Genomic DNA, 20,165 nt, shown 5'->3' on the forward strand with positions numbered 1-20,165 from the left:
CGAAAAAACGAGTTTAAAGAATTAAACCGCTTTAACGGCCTAAGGCTGTTCTCATTCCCAGATAGCTTACCCAATTATAGTTATAAAGAATAATTATAATAATTTGTAGGTCTGCTAAAAATTTTGAATAGCGGGGTGCTATTCGTCTACATATCGATCGAGAATACTCAGAAGTTTACTTACGACGGGCGTTTGTGCAGTTTCTGGTCGGGTATATGCATAGGCCTGCCAGGGAATTGATATGTCAACCGGGATAATCACTAATTCGCCTGAAGAAATTTCTTTTTCAAAAAGCTGCTTCGGGCCACCCGTAAAGTAGTCTGAACTTAACACCACAGATTTCGATATACGGTAGTTATCACACACCACTTGTAGTTTAGCATTAGGTGCATTTTCTTCGATTTGTATATCTAGGGTTTGATTCAACGTTGGGCCTATGCCTGAATAACGAGTTAGCTCTTGAAAAGCGATTGGTGTTTTTCGGTGTGTTAATGGGTGACCTGCTCTGACAACAAAAATAACGTCAGCATGGGTGAGTTTCTTTATCGTTAATTCTGCCAGTGCTTGCTGATCGCTAATAGGGCCAATGGCGATATCTATTTGGCCATCGAGTAGTGTTTGGTGTAGCTTGTCTGGCGATTCTACTTTAAAAGATACTTGAACGTTTTTCGTTTCTTCAATTAAATCTAACAACACTTTGGGGAAATATAGTTGCTCAATAATAGGGCTGACACCTATGTTAATAGAGCCGCCTTCCAAATTAGATAACAGCTCTACATGTCGAACCATATGATCGAGCTTACGTTGAATGCCTTGCCCCTGATTAATCAAATAATGGGTAATGTCAGTGGCTGTCATGCCGGTGCTGTGTCGATGAAATAACTCAACTTTTAATGATTGCTCTAATCTAGCTAACTTTTTGGTTAACGTAGGTTGCGACATAAAGAGCTTTTCTGCCGCTTTATTAATGCTGCCTGATTCGACAATAGTGTTTAGTAAGTGAATGTCTGAAACGTCTAGCATTAATTCCTCAATAGCTTTATGTAATCAATAACTTTAACTAGCTTAATCTTCTTCAGTAACAAAATCTCGTTAATTCAAAAAATAGTTAAATAAAACTGTGATCTTAGCTCTCATTTCACATTCAACTGACATTCAATTTCTACAGTAGTTGAAAACTTTAGCTGGGAGTTATCAATGAAAAATAAATTATTCACGCCATTTGCCGCATTAGCACTAATTGGGCTTATGTCTCTTGGGGCATGTGCTTATCCAATAAAATCTGATTTAAAGGCAATGTCACCTAAAGCAAACTCAACTACACCTATCATTCAAGCAGGTGAAGCACCTAATAGGTATGAAAACAAAGCCGATGAAAAACTTGCTATGCAAATTAACGAGATGATCAATCGAGATGCGCTGCCGGGTATGGTGTTAACTATCATGCATAAGAATGAAATTGCTTTTGAACAAGCCTTTGGTTATGCCGATAGAGAAAACAAAATACTAATGGAGAAAGACAACATCTTTCGGCTTTTTTCTATGACGAAACCTATTACCGCATTAGCAACTTTATCGTTTTTGTATGAGCGAGATTACACCGTGGATACGCCACTACAAACCTTTTATCCAGAGTTTGATAGCCAGTCACCCATGTCGATGCACACCTTGTTAAATCATACATCAGGTTTATCTTATGGTTTTAAAATCAATCGTATAGCAGGCTGGCAGTATTTGTTTTCAGGCGTTGGGAGAAGTGATAACTTAGTTGAGTTTATGGACAAACTTTCAGGTTTACCTTTGTTATCTGAGCCTGGGGTAAGATGGCGGTATAGTTTTTCATCTGATGTTCAAGGCGCTGTAATTGAAAGGGTCACTAACAACAAATTACAGGACTATTTTGATACGCAACTTTTCACACCTTTAGATATGAAAGACACCGCTTTTTACTTAACTTCAAACAAGGTAAACAAGCTAGTTCCTATGTACAGCAATAGCTGGTTTTCGAAAGATCCGAGTAAAAATGATATAGAAAGCCACCTTACTGATGTGAATGTTGCCAATTCGGGGGGCGCAGGGCTGCTGTCTACTGCAAGTGACTACATGAAGTTTTTACATTTGTTGCTGTATCCTGAGCAGTATTCTCATATAGTGGATACCAGCTTGGTTGAAATGATGCTAACCAATCAACTTGAACAAGGCATTCAAGGGGTACCGGAGCGTTTATATAGCAATAGTGGCTTTGGTTACGGTATTGGCGTTAAGCTTGAAGATGAAAAGTACTTAAGTAAAGGCAGCGTTTATTGGGCAGGAAAGGGCGGTACCGCGTTTTGGATTGACCGTGAAAGAGAATTAGTGGTAGTTGCTATGATGCAAATGGAAGGAGGCAATAGAGAGCTAGAGAAAAACATAGTTCCTATGGTATATGAATGGTTAAACGCAAAATAAACGTATTGTTGGTTGAAGATGATCTTGATATTGCTGAAGGCATTTCTGATTATCTTCAAGCATTTGATATCGAAGTCGACTTTGCTTACTCCTTAGCGCAGGCTCAAAGTCGAATCGAGCAAACACATATCGATTTAATGATACTTGATGTGCACTTGCCCGATGGCAGCGGCTTTGATTTTTGTCGCTACATAAAACAAGAAAAAGACGTAACCATCCCAATAATTTTTCTAACGGCTAGAGCTGAATTAGAAGATAAGTTACTAGGCTTTGACTTAGGTGCAATTGATTACATGGTTAAGCCCTTTGCGCTACCTGAACTAAAAGCAAGAGTCATCGCAGCATTAAACAAACAAAGGCCAAACGAAAGTTTGGTTGTGAAGCAGGGGCAGTGGTCATTAGATATCAATAAATCGGTTTTTTCTGATCAGCAGACTGATATGCAGCTTTATGAAACGGGCTGTGTCATCATGCGATTGCTGATAGAAAGCTACCCCAAAGTGGTCAATAAATCTTGGCTTTACAATCAAATTTGGTCAGATGACATTCCCGCAAGTGATCCTTTGCGATCTCATATTCATCAACTACGCCAACAGTTTAAAGCGAACTTTAATCAAGCATTAATCGAAACAGTGCGTGGTGTGGGCTATCGACTGAATTTAGAAGTGAACGAGATAAAAGAAAAGCAGGGCTCAGCTCTTCGACAAAGTGCCAATGAGGAGCCAACTAAATGAAAAAGCCGTTAGCGAGAATCTTGGCTAAACAATGGTTAATGTACTCAGGCTTTTTCATGGTGTTTTTTATCGCCATTATGTTCTTCTTCATGTTTGTGTTTGAAGACCGAGCGAATGAAAAAAGTCTAAAAAATATGGCGCTAGTTTTAGCGGAACAAGCGTCTATTACAAAGTTAACTAAGATAAAACTGCCAGAGCCTTATTCTCTATACCTGATAAGTGATATTCCAAGCACATTAATTGAACCTGCTAAGACCCTTTCGCAGGGCGAAGTTACCGAATTTGCTGAGTTTCATCTGACCAAGTTTAGCAGGGTAAGTGACGGACAAGAGTACGTGTTGGTTTACCATTCATCGAAAGCCGACAGTGTTTGGCAAGCAGCAGATAAAATTCTTATTTTAATCTCACCAATCCTACTGCTTTTTCTGGCTAGTGCTTATCTGTTAGCTAGACGATTTACCCGAAAAGTGACATTTAGTTTAGATGAGCTTCTTGGTCATATCACCAGTGCATCAAAGCCAACAACTTTAAAGGATTATGCAAAACAACAACAAGTTAATGAGTTTGCCAGTATGGCAAATAAATACGCCGATGTTTGGCAGGCAAAGCTCTCTGTTATTGAACGAGAGCAAGCTGCCGTTAAATACTTGAGCCATGAGCTAAGAACACCGATGCAGGTTATTCAAAACTCTGCAGACATATTAGCCTTAACGCCCGATAACCCCAAAGCGTTACAACGCTTAAATCGTTCGGTTAACAGGTTAACGCGCATTTCTTCAGGCATTATGTGGTTAATGACTAATAAACTAGGCAGCGGCGAAAGTATTGAGATAGAACAAGTATTAGTGCCATTAATTGAAGAGCTTCGCCCTCTTGCTGAGAAAAAGGCGCAGCAATTTATCTTAGTTACAGAAGCTCAGTGTTACTTCGCTATTCCAGAGGAAGTTGCTGAAATACTCATTTCCAATATCCTCAACAATGCCATTCAACATGGGGCAAGTGATGTTATTAGCTGCAAGATAACTAATCATACTTTTGAAGTGTCTAACAGCATTGCGCAATCGAACTCACAGCACAGTCTTGAAGGGTTTGGTATAGGCATGGAGTTAGCGAACAGATTAGCAAACAGATTCAATATTAAACTTTCACTAGAAAAAACTGGTGAGAACCGAATGCGAGTAGTGCTAAGTCAAAATAATCTAGGTAGTAAAAATTAGATTGGCGGTTAGTAGCAATAGGGAGTGAATGTGCGCGATTTTCTGGATAAGGAATTGAATTTCTGACGATTTCTGGTAGCTTAAACGAATAGTCGTAGACGGGTATTACTGAGAAGTCTACAAAATATATTGTTATACATTTGGAGTCATATGGAGAATTTGGCAACATATTTAGGAACCTTATTTGGATTGGTCGGGTTAGTTATTGCTTTTTGGCAAAATAGACAAAAAGCACAGCTAGAGCAGGTGCTGAAGGCTAATAATTGGTTCAACTATCAAAGATGCAATAACTCTAATGGAACTTTGCAACTTGCATTTAAAATTTACAAAGAAAAACACGCAGACAATTTAGATTCGGATGTCATTGAGCAATTAGCAAGAGCTGATGCTTTTGGGCAAGAAGTCCACAAAGAAAGTGTACGTCAAATACACTTTTCGGAACCTTCATTTAAAAAAGCAGATATTGAAGTATGGAAAAGTGAAGGAAAAATATCTGATGCAGCAGTGCCCATATTTTTACAATTGGTTGATACAAATAAAGAAAAAAATGCATAACAAGTCGTTTAAAAGGACGAAAAGCAGTTGGCTTTTGTTCCTTCGTCGCCAATTTTAACCAACAAATTTTTGCCTCTTAACGAGGCGTTATGTGGCCAAGGAAAGCTCCAATGCAACCTGAAGTTTCAAAAGCACTTTCATACTGGCAAGTCGCCATGCAATATTTAGATTTATGCGAAAATGTTGCAAATTTAATTGCTTCGAAGGGGAATCAATGGGTAATAATCCAAGATGGTTTTGATGTAGATGCAATGGAAAAAGAACATGAAGAAACTACAAAGTGGACTGATTACAATCAAGGTATTCCTGTTATATTTAACTTTTATCATGGAATAGAGTTACTTTTAAAAGGCTTTTTAATTGCCGAAGGTAAAAATGCAAAAGGCCACAGAATTAGTGAATTACATAATCAGTTAAAAGAGTTGCACACTAGCTTAGAGTTTTTAGCTGGAATTGAAAAATATGTGCTTACTGATCAATTGCCTGATGTTTTAAAAAGTTTTACCGAAGAAACATCAATTTCTATTGATGATTGGTTTCAGGCTTTTAAGTATCCAGAAAGCAATAAAGGCGAAGTTTATGCTCACAATAAACTTCAGTTTCAAGTAGAAAAAGGCGCTGAGTTTTTTCAAAATTTAGCCTCTGATATACACCAGATACGGGTTTCTTCGGTACAATTTGCGAGAGAAAAATATGAAGGGCTTGCATAACAAGCTATTATCAGCAACTTATGCGGGCGTTAGCATGGTAGGTTATGCCTTGAAGTTCAAAATAGTTTTTTTATTGCTGTTATCTTTGAAATCTTTTGCTACAGACCTAAATACAGGGCAAAGGTTATTTGAAATTTCAGACTCATTTATTAAAAGTAAAATCCCAGGTTACATTCCCTTTGGAACAGATAGCTATACATTTATGGTGTTTGAAGGAAAATATGATTTGTTCAGTGCAGCCGAAATAGACTTTTCATTTTATGATAAGTCAGAGGGCAATTTGACATTTAACGAAACTTTTCAAGCTCATCAGATACATAGAAATGCTAACTCATGGAGTATAGTTAAACTACACACAAAAACTTTAGCTCCTATAGAACATATAGCGTCATGCAGAAAGAGTTTTGGTAACCATAAGATTACATGTGATTTTATAAAAAATTATGACGGGGTGTATATCGAATTTACTTTAGACCAAAATAATTTCTCGTTAGTGCAACAAGTAGCAGGTTTATTATTTAGCTATGCGAAATGTGCTAAAAAACCAAGCTAACAGGTTACTCAGCAGGACAAACGATACTTAGGCTTTGTTCCTGCACCGCTTATTAAAGCCAAATCATTATTTGCCCTTTAAGTTGGGGCGTTAACAGTACAGGATAATTAAGTGATTGAACGAAAGCGCGGTATTTATAACGGACGTAATAAATCTTCCGCATACAAAGATTTAGTATGGACGGTGGCAACATCACCAAATACTTCTTTAGACATAACAGGCCAAACCCGATTAACTCTAGATACAATTCAAGAAAACCTAGTTGAGCTTGGTAGCGATAAAACTAAAATCGTATCCGCTCAAGTTTATATTGCTGATATGAATGAAAAACAATCAATGGATGCGGTTTGGTGTGATTGGTTCGGTGACAATCCTCAAAATTGGCCTCAACGAGCCTGCTTAGGCGTAGATCTTGAAGGTGATGTGCTAATTGAAATAACCGTTACAGCGGTGCGTTAACAATACAGCTAGCAAGCCAAGCATTTATTAGCTCCTTATTGGGGCACCAGATACTTAGGGAGCATCTTTGACTTCGCAAAATTTATTTAAAGAAGGTGATTTTTTCAAAGCAAAAATTACCAGAGTAGAGCCGTCGTTGGAGGCGGCTTTTGTTGATTACGGTGCAGAGCGACATGGTTTTTTACCTTTAGCTCAGATTCCTCATTATGATCCTAAAGTTCACAAAGAGGGATCTATTATCATTGTTAGTATTGATAAAGCTGAGCGAGGTCAAAAGGGGGCTGCTTTGGTGGCACATGAAGAAGCGCCAACTGGGGTTACTATTCACGAGCTATATCAGAGTGGTGGTAACACAAACAAAGTGTTTTTCTATGTACTGGTGATCGGCGTATTGGGTACAGTTTTGTATTTTAATATCTAACAAGTACTCATCTCGTAACAGGACGTTAGAAATGAAGCCTAAGTTTCGTCTAATTTGTAATCTACATTAATGCCCTTATATCAATAGTTATAGCTACAACAGCAATTAATTCATGGAGATATATTGTGAGTGCAGAAATAATGTCAATTTTTCAGCCTTCGTTAAGAAATTTAGCAAAGGCCGAAGAAAGAAAGCTGGAGTTACATGAGAATGGCGACGACTCAAAGAAAAGAACAGAATTAGACAAAATAATGAAAGAAGGCCTTTCACCCAATAGTTTTAAAAAAGAACAAAAGCCAAAAGATAATTCGCAATAACAAGCTGTTGTCAGTCACTTTTGTCAACTGAAGCGCTTTATCAAGTTCATTATGGTACATTGATGCCAAGTGAAGAGAGTTAATCTTTCGTTAAGTGCAAAGGAAAGGTTTTGAGCAATATTAAATGGAATTACTTTTTAACCATCTTTCAAGTTTTTCTCGGGATAGTTTATTTTTCTGCTGGTCTAAGTAAATTAATTCCTGGCTTTCCCAATATCATTGGGCCTGTGTGGTTAATTGATGAATTATCAAAATATGGCTTGGGTCTGTTTGGTTACTTTATCGCTATCATGCAATCAGCGATTGGTGGCTTATTGCTAATTAGTCGTTTTCGTTTAGTTGCTAGTTTAATGCTCTTGCCTATGCACGTTTGTATTCTCATCATTCCAATATCACTTGGTTGGCAAGGAACACCATACATCAATGTTGTTTTTTTGTTTATGTTACTGGCTCTTTTGTTTGACGACCGTCAAAAATTATATTCTCTAATAAGCTCTATGCCACTCTCTTTCAGTGTTAAACCTAATAAAGTATATATTCTAACTTTTGTAGCCACATGGACTTTTGCTGTTTTTCTAAAGTATGGGTTTGGGCATTAACTGAGCCAATTTAAATACAAATTTATACAAAGCTTTACAGAACTTCTCTTTTGCCATTTAACGTAGGTTCACTGATCAACTTTTCGTCTTCTAGACGTTTTACAATCATAGCCGCATGATGATAACCGATGTGTAATGCTCTTCGGATTTTAGTAACGCTGACTTTGTTTTTCTCTTTGATAAACTGTTTGGCGTATTGATAAGTAAGCTCTCTACGCTCATCAATTTTATCATCAGGTATCTTGTCTAATTCAAGCTGAAGCTCTGTACAAAACATCTAGCAATCCTTAAAAATAAAAGAAACGTGAAGAGGGGAGGTGACTCATAACTCATACTCTCATCTTATAACTATAAAAGCATACTTTTATGTTGATTATCAATGCCACCAAAAAAACGTGCTTTTATCAAGCAGATGAAGTCAAAAAGCTAGATAAGACAAAGGCGGTGAATTTATTGAATTAATTCAATCAAGCCATTGTATACTGGAGAGTTAACGTTTGGTTTGAAAAAGCGTTGCTGGACGCTATAGAGAACTGCAACTTGCCCAGTCCTTATCAGGCCAATATACCGTTGTTATTTGTTCGAGCCATTCTCAAGTGCTTCGATTTCTTCTCTTATCTTTTCTGCTTCAGCTGTTAGCATAGAGTAAGATCTAATATCGCCATTGCGCTGAGCCAACATCGCTTGCTCAAGTTTGAATCCATAAGCCTTGTTTAGCTTTTTGATGGGATCTCTTTTAAATAATGAAAACATAAATTAGGGGTTAAATTGATTTTGTCTTGTTATACGTAAGTTATTGCCTTTTGGTTTTTATGTTGAATTAAAGAATTCGCAATGTGAGCGTGTAGAACGGTTCTGTGTTCTTATTATCGATAATAAATATAACCCTAAATAGCGAGGCTGAACGAAGAAGTAATTAAAAATTTACTTTGTGTTTATTCACTTTAGCCTTTTCTACAAACTTGCCCGCTAGTTTTCCTGAATATTCACTGTCTTTGATAACATGCTTACCATTTACCAAGGCGTGTTTAATGCCGGTGGAATGCTGGTTCCATTTGGTAAAATCTGCTTTGGGCTTAAAGGTTTCGGCATCCCATATTATTACATCGGCGACATTACCCTTTTTGATAACACCTCTGTTAGCAAGGCCAAGAATGTTAGCGGTTTTTCCCGAGCTTTGGGTAATAAACTGATCAATGGTTAGTAACTTTTTCTCGTTAACGTAGGTGTTAAATTTTTTACTGAAGCTGGCGAATTTTCTAGGGTGGCCGTTAGTACCGTCAGAAGAAGTGATAACCCAAGGCTTAACCATAAAACGTTCTAAGTCCTGTTCAGACATATTGAAAGAAGCGATGCGAATATCGCCTAATTGCACTAGCTCCATCGCCGTGAAAACGGGATCTTGTTTCTTTGCTTTAGCGATGTCTTCTAGTGTTTTTCCAACGATGGACTGTGAACTAAAGGCGGTAATTAGCAAGGAGTTTGCGCCACCTCTGCGGCGAATATTCTCTTTTATTTCTTTGTATAATCTGTCAGTTAACTTGGGATCGTTTAGGCGCCGATAAAAGGCTTGTTTCGAATCAGCCATCACCCATTTAGGCATAATAGCGCTGTGAAGCTTAGTACCAGAGGCTAACCACGGGTATTGGTCGGCCGTGATAGTTACGCCTTGTGCTTGAGCTTGCTCGATTTTAGCTATAGCTGGTTCACTTTGCGCCCAAACATCAACGCCTAGGGCTTTTATGTGTGCAAGATGTAATGGGATCTCAGCTGTCTTGGCAACGTAAATAGCTTCATCTAAAGCTTGTAAAAAGCCGATGTTAAAGGTGCTTTCATCGCGAAGGTGCGTATCGTAAATACCGCCATATTGAGCGGCTGTTTTCGCTAGTGCGACTACTTCTTTAGTTTCGGCATAGCTGCCTGGCACATAATAAAGTCCAGATGATAAACCTAACGCACCGTTTTGCATTGCGGTATCCACCAGCTGTTGCATACGTTCTATTTCGCGTTCTGTTGCTGGACGATGAGCTCGTCCCATCACTGTTTCTCGTACAGCGTTATGACCGACAAATAGAGCGACATTGGTGCCTATACCGTTTACTGCTAATTTTTGAGCCAATAGGGCTATGTCTACTGGCCCACCACCATCGTTGCCGTTAACGACTGTTGTAACACCTTGGGTTAAATAATTTAAGTTGGCATTTTTACCTTGGCTGAGCAGTTCATCTAATGTATGAGTGTGAGGGTCGATAAAGCCTGGGCTGACAATATTACCTTGCGCGTCGATGATTGTTTCTGCAGAGCGCTGATGAGAGCCTGTCGGGTAAAGTCCGCAAATGAGTTCTCCACAAACAGCAATATCTAAGCTTTGTTCGCCTGTTAAGTCGCCGAAATACACGCGGCCGTTGGTAATTAATATGTCTGCTTGTTCAGTACTGGCTATTTTTTTACCTGGTAATGCCGAGGTTTGGGGACTTTGGTGTTGCTGGCAGCCGGTAACAAATAGGCTGCCAACTAATGCCGCTACAGGGAACAGTTTAAGGGGGTTAAACACGTTTACAGTTATCATTTTGCTTTATTCATTACTTACATTTTTAAGTGCAGCTTTTAACTCACTCAGTTACTTGGTTATTTCTTTAAGTGAGTTGTTATCTTGGAGCATGGTTTTCATCAGCGAGTTTGCAGCATCTACTGCTAGTTTGCGAATAAAGGATCTGTCTGTGTTGTCACCCATTTCATAGGTAATTGCGTGTACATCGAACTTGTCGGCAAAGTATTGTTTAAATACGCCTCGGCCCGGGTTATTACCTGGTTGCTGGATAACGCTGAAGTTTTCATATTGGCTGTCTAGTTTGTTTAGCCAGTTGTTGACTAAATATGGTTGTTGCATACCGTAGTCGCTAGGCATGGTGTAGAAAATGTCTTTATGAGTCGAGTGAAAATCTACCGCCATCGACATTTTATGGCCTTTGTTTACTAGCTCCGATAAATATTTGTCTACCGCGATAACTTCCGGTTGTTTGAACTTGCTCCAATCACGGTTTAAGTCAACACCGTTGGCATTGTGGCGCCAGTGGCCCCATTCGACACCGTCTGGGTTCATGTTAGGTACAATGACAATGTTGTAATACTTGCGAAATACCGTTGCTAACTGGCTATCAGAAAGTAGTGTTGAAACAAAAGGAAATAGCGCTAGTGCACCTGTCAGCTCAGGTGGATGCTGACGTCCTAATACCACCAACCAAGGCTTTGCCTTGCTCATATCGGCTGATTCAATTTTGTAAATGGGGCGCTTTTCCACTGAGTGACCTAACAGGTCGTGGGTGATGTGCGACTTTTGGCTAATTTTTTCACCCCAATCAATATAGTCTTGATTGTTAATAACTTCTTGTCCTGCAATCCAGATAGGTTTCTCCGTTAAATTAACACGAAAAGTTAAGTATTTATCTCCCGCTTTGTAGTCAATCGGGTTCCATGTTTTGCCATCTGAACTTAATTTAGGCGGGTATCTGTGCTTGCCGTCTTTTACTGCAAGCCTAACTTTAATTTGTTTGTCTTGTTTACTCGATAATTTAAACGCATACCATGGGCTGTTGTTAATTGGACGGTTTTCCGGCTGAAAGGTTAAGGTAATTTGCTCGTCTGATGCTTTGCATGATGCGATCATTTTATCGCTACTTGCACCGGAAAATTTATTATCAAAATTAATGCTTCCTAGGTCACAAGCATGTGAACTGGCTGCAAACATGGTGCTTAATAAAACGGCTGGCAATAGCCTTGAAGATTTATTGTTAAATGACAAAAATTTTCCCATCATGATAAACGCTCGGATTCTGTTTTTACTAGTCTAGGCTAGCATAAGTAAAAAGAGGAAGTGGTTATAAAAATGTAGCCGCCAATTCTAGAACGATTGCTAGAATCTGGCGGCTAGGCAAAGTACTTACTTTGCTAACTGTTCTAAGAAATTAGAACTTAGCTCTTAGTTCTACGTAGTATGCACGTCCGTAGTCAGAATGAGCATCTGCAAAGTAACCGAAGTAGCGGTCAGCAAGAGGTGCACGCTCGTCTGTGACGTTGTTAATACCAAATCTAACGCGCGAATCTACACCTGCTAGCTCAAACTTGTAATCAACACTGGTGTTGAAAGTCGTCATTGAAGGAATGATGTACTTAGTACCGTCATCCAACGTTAGTGAGCTTTGGTAGAAGCTACCCACTTTAAACATGTTTAATGAGTAACCCCAGTTGTCGTTGTACCAGCGGAACTTAGCTGAATGACGCTCGTCTTGGTTACCGTCTTTACCAATTAGGTCGGCAAAACCGTCAACAGGGTATTCAGAAGGTAACAAGCCTGATGCTTGAGCATCAACTAATTTCTGTGCGTCACCACCAGCATCTTGATCATAAGTTTCTAAAAAGGCACCGTTGTATTTGAAGTCAAAAGTACCGTATTTGGTTTGTACATTGTAGTAAATACCAACGTCATAACCTTCAATAGTACGGGTGTCTAGGTTAGCGTAGCGATCATCAATGTATTTGATCGCGCCTGTATTACAAATACCTGCTGCTTCATAAAATTCAGCAACGTCAGCATCTGCATCTTCGCGAGTAATTGCCGTGTTTACGGTATTGCCGCTACAGTTAGATGTACCTTGCTCAAGTGCGTACACTAAATCAAGAAGGGTGTGGTTTTCTTCACCGAATAAACCAATGGTGTCTTTCTTCTCAATTGTCCAGTAATCGAAAGTCAGCGTTAACTCATCAGTTGGTGTCCACGCAAAACCTAACGAGGTGTTTTCAGATTTCTCTGGTTTTAACTGGTCACTACCTTGAGCAATACGTTGAATAGAGTTACGACAATCTAATGTATCTTGCTCTGGATCTCCGCCGTAATCAGCAGCATATTGACAAACGTAGTCGGTTCTTGTGTTAGTACGAGCAACAATATCTTCGTTTACGGTAACTAAGTTAGGGGCACGGAATGCTTCAGACCATGAACCACGCACTAATAGTTGCTCAACTGGGCGCCAACCGAATGCTACTTTACCTACTGTTGTGTCTTGATTGATATCATCGAAGTCTTCATAGCGAATTGCTGCTTGAACGTCTAAGTTGTCAAGAACTGGAATTTGTACCTCAGTAAACAAAGATGTTACTTGGCGCTTACCTTCGTTATCAGGAGTAGGGCTTGAGTTAACAATGTCAGAAACAAATGGGTAAGTGTCGCCTTCCCAGTCAGTAAAGACAATAGTGCCGTCTAATCGCTCGTCACGGTCATCTTTAAAGCTTTCTTCACGCCATTCAAAGCCTGCTAAGAATGCAATGTAACCTGCTGGCAATTCATATAAATCTGCGTTAGAAAACTTAACATCAAAAGTCGTTAGCTCTGTTTCACTGATACGGCTAACGTCTACTAATGCACGTTCGATATTGGTGTTTACACCACCACTGAACGGGTTATAAGCAGCTGAAGTATTATCGTTTAACGCTTCCTGTAACAAGGTGTTCGATACGCGGTTGTGAGTAATATCTTCTTTTTTCGCTTTTGAGTAAGATACAGCTGATTCCCAATCCCAATCGCCAATCATACCTCTAAAGCCTTGTAAGAAACGGTAGGTATCACCGTCATTATCAACGACACGTGGTACTTCTGCTAAACGGTAGTTATCGATAATTAAGTCAAAACCTTCTTCTGGGAAATCACCAGTAAGGCTGCTTGGTAGTCGATTTGGAGAGTTAACTGAACCAAACGGGTTGTAGTAGTTGTCTTTTGAAACACGCAGCTTAACACTTGAGAATGAAGCGGAAGGGTGGCGTGTCATTGTCGTGTCAGATGAGTAATAAGATAATTCAGTAAAGCTTTCTACGTCATTTTCAAATTCATGATTAATAAAAATAAATGAATTAAAGCGTTTTAAATCTGAACGAAGATCGCGGTTTTCATTTAGGTTATAACGGTAAGTACCTTGACCGTCTTTTGCACCACAGGTCGTTGCATTAATTACGTACTGACAACGTTCATCGCCAATTGGGTAGGTTTCAAATTCACCTGATGAGTCAGTTAAATCGTTATCGTCTAGGTCACCTTCATTGCCAGGAACAATATCAAATTGACCAAAGTTAGAGTTAGCACTGTTGTTTCTAAAACGCGTATCGCCATACCATGGTGAATCTTCAGATAAGCGGTCTCTGAAGTCTGAGTTAGACCAACGTTCATCGTCTTGAGAATTTACACGGTCACGATCAAAGTAGTTGAAAAAGCCACTAATGTTGGTACGGCCGTTGTTGAAATCTTTACCAGCTTCAATGGTAACGGTTCTGCTTCCGCGGCTAAAATTATCGTACTCTAATCCTTTTGCTTTAATGGTAAAGCCTTCAAAGTTTGTTTTAAGTACGTGGTTCACAACACCTGCAACAGCGTCAGCACCATAGATAGCTGAAGCGCCATCTCGCAGAACTTCTACTTGTTGTAAACCAACCACAGGAATGGTGTTCGAGTTAACTGAGTTTACCGGTACAAAACTGCCACCAACTTCTTCTGTCTGGAAAGTTGCTGAGTTGACTAAACGACGACCGTTTAATAGAACCAGCGTATTACCTGTACCCATGTTACGTAAATTAAACGCACCAACATCACCACGTGCAGAGTTGATACCACCAGAAATGTTCTCAGCTTCACTCATGAAGTTTTGACCGTTTTCTGGGATCATGCTCATCAGCTCATCACCTGAGTCGATACCTAAACTTTCAATATCGTCGGCACTAATTACTGAAACCGCTAATGACTCACTGATTGCGCCACCGCGAATTTGCGAACCAACAACAGCAATTTTTTCAATTTCCTCTTCTTTAGCTTTTTGGCTATCAGTTGAAGGGGCTTCTTGTGCAAAAGCTTGAGGGGCCATTGCTGCTAATAGACATAAACTAAGTTTCGAAAGCTTATATCCGCTCTTTTGACGTGTTTTCATGACTCTCACCGTTATATTCCCATGTTTTATTATCGTTTTAGCGAACCTTATTTATGGTTCTTTTACTTTGCTGCTTCTAACCTTGAATAAAAAAAGGTAAATAAACAATTGACTGATCATTGTTAGGCTATAACCTAAGGTTATAGGTTGTTTTCATATCGCTAACATACCGAGTTATTTAAAGCTGTTAACGTATTAAAAATAACAACTAATCAGTATAGCAATTGGGAAAGTTTTCATGGCAAATCATAACCGGTTGGCATTGTTCGTCTTTATATTTGGTATTTTAGGCGCGCTTTTTGTTAACCACTCAGACAAAAAAGTGTGGCTAGAGCAGTCTCATATTTACGATGTATATATGCAGGATAATGGACAATATGCGTACCGCTTTAAAGGGGAAGAAGTTGGTATTGTTGAAGTAATTCCATATCAAAGTTCACCACTAAACCAAGCGAATTTAGATGCCCATGGTGCACCTGATATCAGTCAGCAATGGGTGATTGACCAACAAGGGCAAGTTAAGCTCCTTAAACCCGCGTTTCATTTTGGATTATGGTCCTTACTGCCTGCATTTATCACTATTATTCTTTGTTTGTTGACTAGAGAGCCGTTAACAGCGTTACTTTCTGGCATTATTACCGGTGCTTTAATGCTGGGGGAATATGATTTAACAGACGCCGTAATTATTCCAAACCTAGCGACAACAGGGACGGCAGGTTTACTTTTGTTGTATTTGTGGTTGCTCGGTGGCTTGTTGGGGGTTTGGTCTAAAACAGGTGCCGCGCAAGCGTTTGCTACCTTTATGACACAAAAGTTTGTTAAGGGTCAGAAGTCGGCAAAATTAGTCTCTTGGTTTCTGGGTATTTTGTTTTTCCAAGGCGGTACTATGAGTACTGTATTAGTTGGTACAACGGTAAGGCCTTTAGCAGATAAAGCAAAAGTTAGTCATGAAGAGATGAGTTATATTGTTGACTCAACGGCCTCGCCAATTGCTGCAATTATTGCTTTCAATGCTTGGCCAGCGTATATCCAAGCACTAATTTTTGTACCGGGAGTTGCTTTCTTAGCAACGGAAGCAGACCGATTAGCCTTTTTCTTTAGTAGTATTCCTTTTAGCTTTTACGCAATTTTTGCGGTTCTAGGTACCTTACTGCTTAGCTTAAATATCACTACGTTTAGCGGTAAACGTATTCGTGCAGCGCGTCAAAGAGCGTTAGAAACAGGCCAATTAGATGCCCCTGGCGCAAAGCCATTAAGTGCCAAAGAATTACAGTCGACCAAAGTACCTGAAAATTATAATCCACATTACTTAGAGTTTATTTTACCTTTAGTGACGCTAATTATTACCGCGGTAATGACTTTCGTTGTTTTAGGTTCCCCTAAAGTGACGTGGGCATTTGGTGCGGCACTCATGTTGTCTATTTTTATCGCTTTAGCTAAAGGCATGAGTTTGGCTGATGTTGTTGATGGCTTCGGTGTAGGTCTTAAAGGCGTAGTAGTGGCCTCCGTGATATTGATGCTCGCGGTTATTATCGGATTTATCAGTAAAGAAATTGGCGGTGGGCTTTATCTCGTTTCGTCATTAGGTGAACAATTACCATTTTGGTTACTACCAATAACATTGCAGCTAATGACCATGGTTATCGCATTTTCTACCGGTACTAGCTGGGGAACTTACGCTATCGCATTTCCGCTAGCGATGCCACTTGCCTGGGCAATAAGCCAAAGCCAAGGGCTAGCAAACCCAGAAATTTATATGATGATTTGTTTTGCTACCGTGCTAAATGGCAGTGTTTATGGTGATCAGTGTTCTCCGATATCAGACACCACTATTTTAAGTTCGATGACAACAGGCTGTGATTTGATGGATCACGTTAAATCGCAGATTGTTCCTGCGACGTTTGCAGCAACCATTGCAGCAGCACTTTGGACAGCAAGCACCATTATTTTTGCACAGTAAGGAGAGGATATGAGACTTCGTCATATTGAAATTTTCCATGCAATTTATACAACGGGTTCTATTACCAATGCAGCAAAAATACTGCATGTATCGCAACCGTCGGTGAGTAAGGTGTTGTCTCACGCTGAAATGCAACTTGGATTCAACCTTTTTGAACGAGTGAAAGGAAGGTTGATTCCTACCAATGAAGCCGACCTGTTATTTGATGAAGTTGATAAAATTTATCAGCAGATGCGCTCTATTAAAAACACTGCGCAAAATATCAAAAAGTCAGATTTTGGTAATTTGAAGTTGAGTGTATCGCCGGCGCTAGGCTTTGATGTGATTCCAGAGGTCATTGCAGATTTTCATGAAGAGCATGCCAACGTGAATATTGATATTCAAACGGTACATAACGATGAAGTAATGCACTCTTTGTTTGAGCATAAGTGTGACTTTGCCGTGGTGTTCTCGCCCAACAAAATGGCAGGTATTCAACAAATTCCTATGGCCGAATCCGAGCTAGTAGTAATGTACCCAAAAGACATGTTTGAACAAACGCCCGATGCGTTTACATTAGAGCAACTGGCGGATCATGAATTTATCGACATCAGCGACAGTGGCCCTTTAGGTGATTTATTGTGGACACGTATGATGGAGGAAAACATTCCTATCTCTGCCCGTGTAAAAGTACAAACCTATTTTATTGCCGCTAGAATGGTGGCTCACGGCTCAGGTGTTTGTGTGGTGGATAAATTCACTGCTGAAGGAAATGCATCAGACGAAATAGCATTTGCGTCCTTTTCCCCTAAATTAACATTTAACGTGAGTTTATTGCATTTAGAAAACCGCGGTCTCTCAACCGTTGCTGAATCATTCATTCCTCATTTACAAGACGCGTTAACGCGCTAAACCCCAATGAAAATAAGGGCTATAACCTCAAGTTATAGCCCTTTCAACACTAAGCATTTTTCATCCATTGTTAACCCTATTAATCTGAATTCATCGAATTAAGCGCTGCATAGCAGCACAACAGGGTATAACAAGATGCAACTAGCTGCTCCTTATCTATTATTTATTGGTGACGCAACAGACGAACTTTCTATCAAAATGGCACGAGGTGCTGCCGACTGGCGCCCAGAACTTTGTGTTGGCGAAATGTCTGTTGAAGGATGTACCGTATCTACTGGTTTACCGCAGTTAACTATTGCCGATGCTGTTGCTAAAGGCGCTAAGAGTTTAGTGCTAGGTTTTGCCAACAGTGGCGGCGTTTTAGAAGCCAAGTGGCATCCTTATATTCTAGAAGCTCTATCTCATGGTATGGACGTTATCAGTGGCTTGCACGATAGAATGCAAGCGGTACCTGAGTTAGTTGCGGCAGCAGCGGAAACGGGGGCAAACCTATGGGATATACGTCATCCTCAAGCAGAATTTAAAACAGGTACAGGTAAAAAACGTACTGGCAAGCGCGTATTAACCGTGGGCACCGATTGTTCTGTTGGCAAGATGTACACGTCTTTAGCACTTGAAAAAGCCATGCATAAAGCAGGAATGGCTGCAGATTTTAGAGCAACAGGTCAGTGCGGAATTCTAATCGCAGGCCAAGGTGTGGCGATCGACTGTGTCGTTGCTGATTTTATCTCGGGTGCAGCAGAAACGTTATCACCAAATAACGGTTCTGAACATTGGGACATTATTGAAGGGCAAGGTTCTTTATCTCATCCGGCATTCGCTGGCGTAAGTTTAGGTTTGTTGCACGGTTCACAGCCAGATGCGTTAGTTATCTGTCACGCGTTAAACCGAAATCACATGCGTGGCTTGCCTGATAGTAAATTTCCAAGCATTGCCGAAACCATTGAATTAAACCTGCAAGCAGCGAAACTTACCAATCCAAACGCTAAAGTTGCTGGCATTACCGTTAATACCTCTAGCGTTAGCGAAGAGGAGGCAAATGCTATTTGTCAGCAGTTATCTCAAGAGTTTGGTATGCCATGCGTTGACCCTCTTCGTCATGGTACGGATGCGATTGTTGACGTACTTAAAACACAATTTAACGACTAGGTTGAGTGACTAAAATGGAACAAATTCAATTAGGCTTTCAGTTGCAAGAGTTTCCACTTGCCAATGTTTTTCGTATCGCGAGAGGCGCCAAAACCAGTGCGCAGGTGGTTGAAGTTCAGTTAACGCAAGGTGAGTATGTAGGCCGCGGAGAGTCTGTTCCATATCAGCGTTACAATGAATCACTCGACACAGTTTCAACACAGCTGAAAGAGTTTCAACAGTCGTTAGCTGCAGGCGAGCCGCTAGACAAAATGTTACTCGCCATGCCAGCAGGCTCAGCAAAGAATGCGCTAGATTGTGCGTATTTAGATTTAAAAGCAAAAGTGCAACAAACTACCGTGGAGCAGTTACTTGATTTAGAGGCTACGCCTGCGTGCATTACTGCGCAAACGTTGAGTATCGATACGCCAGAAGCTATGGCAAAAAAAGCAGCGGAATTAGAACACCCGCCGCTGATTAAAGTTAAGCTCGATAACCAAGATATTCTTGGCAAGATGACAGCGATCTTTAATGCTGCACCTTATAGCAAGTTTATCGTCGATGCTAACGAAGGGTGGACGATAGACGATCTTAAAAGTTCGGCAGAAACGTTAGCGAAGCTCAATGTTGTCCTTATCGAACAGCCTTTACCTGTAGATAAAGATGAGGTACTTGCTGACTATGATTGTCCTGTATCTCTCTGCGCTGACGAGTCTTGTCATACAAGAAAAGAGTTAGATTATTTAAAAGGTAAATACCAAGCGATAAACATTAAACTCGATAAAACAGGTGGTTTAACGGAAGGATTAGCTCTTTATCGAGAAGCGAAAGAAGCTGGTTTTGATATTATGGTAGGGTGCATGGTTGGTAGCTCGTTGGCTATGGCTCCCGCATTTTTACTGACTTCTGGGGCTAAGTTTGTAGACTTAGATGGTCCTTTGATTGTTGCAAAAGACAGACCTCACGGGTTTGTTTTTAAGAAAGGCGTGATGCACGCTTTAGATACACGACTTTGGGGAGGGGCAAGCGACATTGATTACCCTAAACTCTAACTCTCTCGAAGGTAGATAGTGAGTTGAAAGAAGCCGATTTCATTTTGTAGTTTTCTCGTATTTAGATGACAGATGATTGTCTGTTTGCCTCGCGCTCCCGCGGGGCTTTTTTTTGCTTTGCAAAAAGCCAATGATGATAAAAAATAAACGCTT

19 protein-coding genes and 1 pseudogene are annotated in these 20,165 nt (G+C 40.0%); 14 read left to right on the forward strand and 6 right to left on the reverse strand.

Annotation, left to right across the window (positions count from 1 at the left end):
* Positions 1–138: 138 nt before the first annotated feature.
* Positions 139–1,023 carry a LysR family transcriptional regulator gene (locus ACOB80_RS04155; RefSeq protein WP_473164541.1) on the reverse strand — a complete coding sequence of 295 codons (885 nt, stop codon included), beginning with the start codon at positions 1,021–1,023 and terminating at the stop codon, positions 139–141.
* Between the two features lie 174 nt (positions 1,024–1,197).
* On the opposite strand from ACOB80_RS04155, the gene ACOB80_RS04160 reads away from it, so the two are divergent.
* From ACOB80_RS04160 to ACOB80_RS04205, 10 genes and pseudogenes are all read left to right on the forward strand, one after another.
* Positions 1,198–2,448 (forward strand): serine hydrolase domain-containing protein, encoded by a 1,251-nt coding sequence (locus tag ACOB80_RS04160; RefSeq protein WP_473164542.1) that lies wholly within the window; start codon positions 1,198–1,200, stop codon positions 2,446–2,448.
* Complete coding sequence (locus ACOB80_RS04165) at positions 2,430–3,182, forward strand: response regulator transcription factor (protein WP_473164543.1); 753 nt, start codon at positions 2,430–2,432, stop codon at positions 3,180–3,182. Before ACOB80_RS04160 ends, ACOB80_RS04165 begins: the two co-directional genes overlap by 19 nt.
* Positions 3,179–4,399: a sensor histidine kinase gene (locus tag ACOB80_RS04170; RefSeq protein WP_473164544.1), complete on the forward strand. Its 1,221-nt coding sequence runs from the start codon at positions 3,179–3,181 to the stop codon at positions 4,397–4,399. The genes ACOB80_RS04165 and ACOB80_RS04170 overlap by 4 nt, the downstream gene beginning before the upstream one ends.
* Before the next feature lie 150 nt (positions 4,400–4,549).
* Positions 4,550–4,954, forward strand: coding sequence for a hypothetical protein (locus tag ACOB80_RS04175; protein WP_473164545.1), 405 nt, complete (start codon positions 4,550–4,552; stop codon positions 4,952–4,954).
* Between the two features lie 110 nt (positions 4,955–5,064).
* Complete coding sequence (locus ACOB80_RS04180; RefSeq protein ID WP_473164546.1) at positions 5,065–5,664, forward strand: HEPN domain-containing protein; 600 nt, start codon at positions 5,065–5,067, stop codon at positions 5,662–5,664.
* Entirely contained in the window at positions 5,648–6,217 is a 570-nt protein-coding gene (locus ACOB80_RS04185; protein WP_473164547.1) for a hypothetical protein, read from the forward strand. The genes ACOB80_RS04180 and ACOB80_RS04185 overlap by 17 nt, the downstream gene beginning before the upstream one ends.
* A gap of 111 nt (positions 6,218–6,328) precedes the next feature.
* Positions 6,329–6,676, forward strand: a complete 348-nt coding sequence (locus ACOB80_RS04190; protein ID WP_473164548.1) for a RidA family protein — start codon at positions 6,329–6,331, stop codon at positions 6,674–6,676.
* Positions 6,677–6,764: 88 nt separating this feature from the next.
* A pseudogene (locus ACOB80_RS04195) lies at positions 6,765–6,965 on the forward strand (S1 RNA-binding domain-containing protein); the annotation flags it as partial.
* 257 nt (positions 6,966–7,222) lie between these two features.
* A complete protein-coding gene (locus ACOB80_RS04200; RefSeq protein WP_473164549.1) occupies positions 7,223–7,414 on the forward strand; it encodes a hypothetical protein in 192 nt (63 codons plus the stop codon).
* 110 nt (positions 7,415–7,524) lie between these two features.
* Entirely contained in the window at positions 7,525–8,013 is a 489-nt protein-coding gene (locus ACOB80_RS04205; RefSeq protein ID WP_473164550.1) for a hypothetical protein, read from the forward strand.
* Between the two features lie 34 nt (positions 8,014–8,047).
* On the opposite strand, the gene ACOB80_RS04210 is transcribed toward ACOB80_RS04205, so the two are convergent.
* The 5 genes from ACOB80_RS04210 to ACOB80_RS04230 all read right to left on the reverse strand — a co-directional run bounded on the left by ACOB80_RS04210 (position 8,048) and on the right by ACOB80_RS04230 (position 14,981).
* Positions 8,048–8,290: a DNA translocase FtsK gene (locus ACOB80_RS04210; protein WP_473164551.1), complete on the reverse strand. Its 243-nt coding sequence runs from the start codon at positions 8,288–8,290 to the stop codon at positions 8,048–8,050.
* A gap of 296 nt (positions 8,291–8,586) precedes the next feature.
* Entirely contained in the window at positions 8,587–8,766 is a 180-nt protein-coding gene (locus ACOB80_RS04215; RefSeq protein WP_473164552.1) for a DUF6435 family protein, read from the reverse strand.
* A gap of 163 nt (positions 8,767–8,929) precedes the next feature.
* On the reverse strand, positions 8,930–10,582 hold the full coding sequence (locus ACOB80_RS04220; protein ID WP_473164553.1) for an N-acyl-D-amino-acid deacylase family protein: 1,653 nt from the start codon (positions 10,580–10,582) through the stop codon (positions 8,930–8,932).
* A gap of 51 nt (positions 10,583–10,633) precedes the next feature.
* Complete coding sequence (locus ACOB80_RS04225) at positions 10,634–11,815, reverse strand: M14 family metallopeptidase (RefSeq protein WP_473164554.1); 1,182 nt, start codon at positions 11,813–11,815, stop codon at positions 10,634–10,636.
* Positions 11,816–11,978: 163 nt separating this feature from the next.
* A complete protein-coding gene (locus ACOB80_RS04230; protein WP_473164555.1) occupies positions 11,979–14,981 on the reverse strand; it encodes a TonB-dependent receptor domain-containing protein in 3,003 nt (1,000 codons plus the stop codon).
* A gap of 238 nt (positions 14,982–15,219) precedes the next feature.
* Here ACOB80_RS04230 and ACOB80_RS04235 point away from each other — a divergent pair, with 238 nt between their 5' ends.
* The 4 genes from ACOB80_RS04235 to dgcA all read left to right on the forward strand — a co-directional run bounded on the left by ACOB80_RS04235 (position 15,220) and on the right by dgcA (position 20,012).
* Positions 15,220–16,941, forward strand: a complete 1,722-nt coding sequence (locus tag ACOB80_RS04235; protein ID WP_473164556.1) for a Na+/H+ antiporter NhaC family protein — start codon at positions 15,220–15,222, stop codon at positions 16,939–16,941.
* Between the two features lie 9 nt (positions 16,942–16,950).
* Positions 16,951–17,832, forward strand: coding sequence for a LysR family transcriptional regulator (locus tag ACOB80_RS04240; RefSeq protein ID WP_473164557.1), 882 nt, complete (start codon positions 16,951–16,953; stop codon positions 17,830–17,832).
* 135 nt (positions 17,833–17,967) lie between these two features.
* On the forward strand, positions 17,968–18,981 hold the full coding sequence (gene dgcN, locus ACOB80_RS04245) for an N-acetyltransferase DgcN (RefSeq protein WP_473164558.1): 1,014 nt from the start codon (positions 17,968–17,970) through the stop codon (positions 18,979–18,981).
* A gap of 14 nt (positions 18,982–18,995) precedes the next feature.
* Positions 18,996–20,012, forward strand: a complete 1,017-nt coding sequence (dgcA, locus tag ACOB80_RS04250) for an N-acetyl-D-Glu racemase DgcA (protein WP_473164559.1) — start codon at positions 18,996–18,998, stop codon at positions 20,010–20,012.
* Positions 20,013–20,165: the final 153 nt, after the last annotated feature.

Source organism: Thalassotalea coralli (assembly GCF_055786205.1).

Coding starts and splice junctions, on each gene's coding strand:
- ACOB80_RS04180 (WP_473164546.1), top strand. CDS start 5,065: ATGCAACCTGAAGTTTCAAAAGCACTTTCATACTGGCAAGTCGCCATG.
- ACOB80_RS04165 (WP_473164543.1), top strand. CDS start 2,430: ATGGTTAAACGCAAAATAAACGTATTGTTGGTTGAAGATGATCTTGAT.
- ACOB80_RS04160 (WP_473164542.1), top strand. CDS start 1,198: ATGAAAAATAAATTATTCACGCCATTTGCCGCATTAGCACTAATTGGG.
- ACOB80_RS04215 (WP_473164552.1), bottom strand. CDS start 8,766: ATGTTTTCATTATTTAAAAGAGATCCCATCAAAAAGCTAAACAAGGCT.
- ACOB80_RS04155 (WP_473164541.1), bottom strand. CDS start 1,023: ATGCTAGACGTTTCAGACATTCACTTACTAAACACTATTGTCGAATCA.
- ACOB80_RS04210 (WP_473164551.1), bottom strand. CDS start 8,290: ATGTTTTGTACAGAGCTTCAGCTTGAATTAGACAAGATACCTGATGAT.
- dgcA (WP_473164559.1), top strand. CDS start 18,996: ATGGAACAAATTCAATTAGGCTTTCAGTTGCAAGAGTTTCCACTTGCC.
- dgcN (WP_473164558.1), top strand. CDS start 17,968: ATGCAACTAGCTGCTCCTTATCTATTATTTATTGGTGACGCAACAGAC.
- ACOB80_RS04175 (WP_473164545.1), top strand. CDS start 4,550: ATGGAGAATTTGGCAACATATTTAGGAACCTTATTTGGATTGGTCGGG.
- ACOB80_RS04220 (WP_473164553.1), bottom strand. CDS start 10,582: ATGATAACTGTAAACGTGTTTAACCCCCTTAAACTGTTCCCTGTAGCG.
- ACOB80_RS04230 (WP_473164555.1), bottom strand. CDS start 14,981: ATGAAAACACGTCAAAAGAGCGGATATAAGCTTTCGAAACTTAGTTTA.
- ACOB80_RS04170 (WP_473164544.1), top strand. CDS start 3,179: ATGAAAAAGCCGTTAGCGAGAATCTTGGCTAAACAATGGTTAATGTAC.
- ACOB80_RS04240 (WP_473164557.1), top strand. CDS start 16,951: ATGAGACTTCGTCATATTGAAATTTTCCATGCAATTTATACAACGGGT.
- ACOB80_RS04185 (WP_473164547.1), top strand. CDS start 5,648: ATGAAGGGCTTGCATAACAAGCTATTATCAGCAACTTATGCGGGCGTT.
- ACOB80_RS04235 (WP_473164556.1), top strand. CDS start 15,220: ATGGCAAATCATAACCGGTTGGCATTGTTCGTCTTTATATTTGGTATT.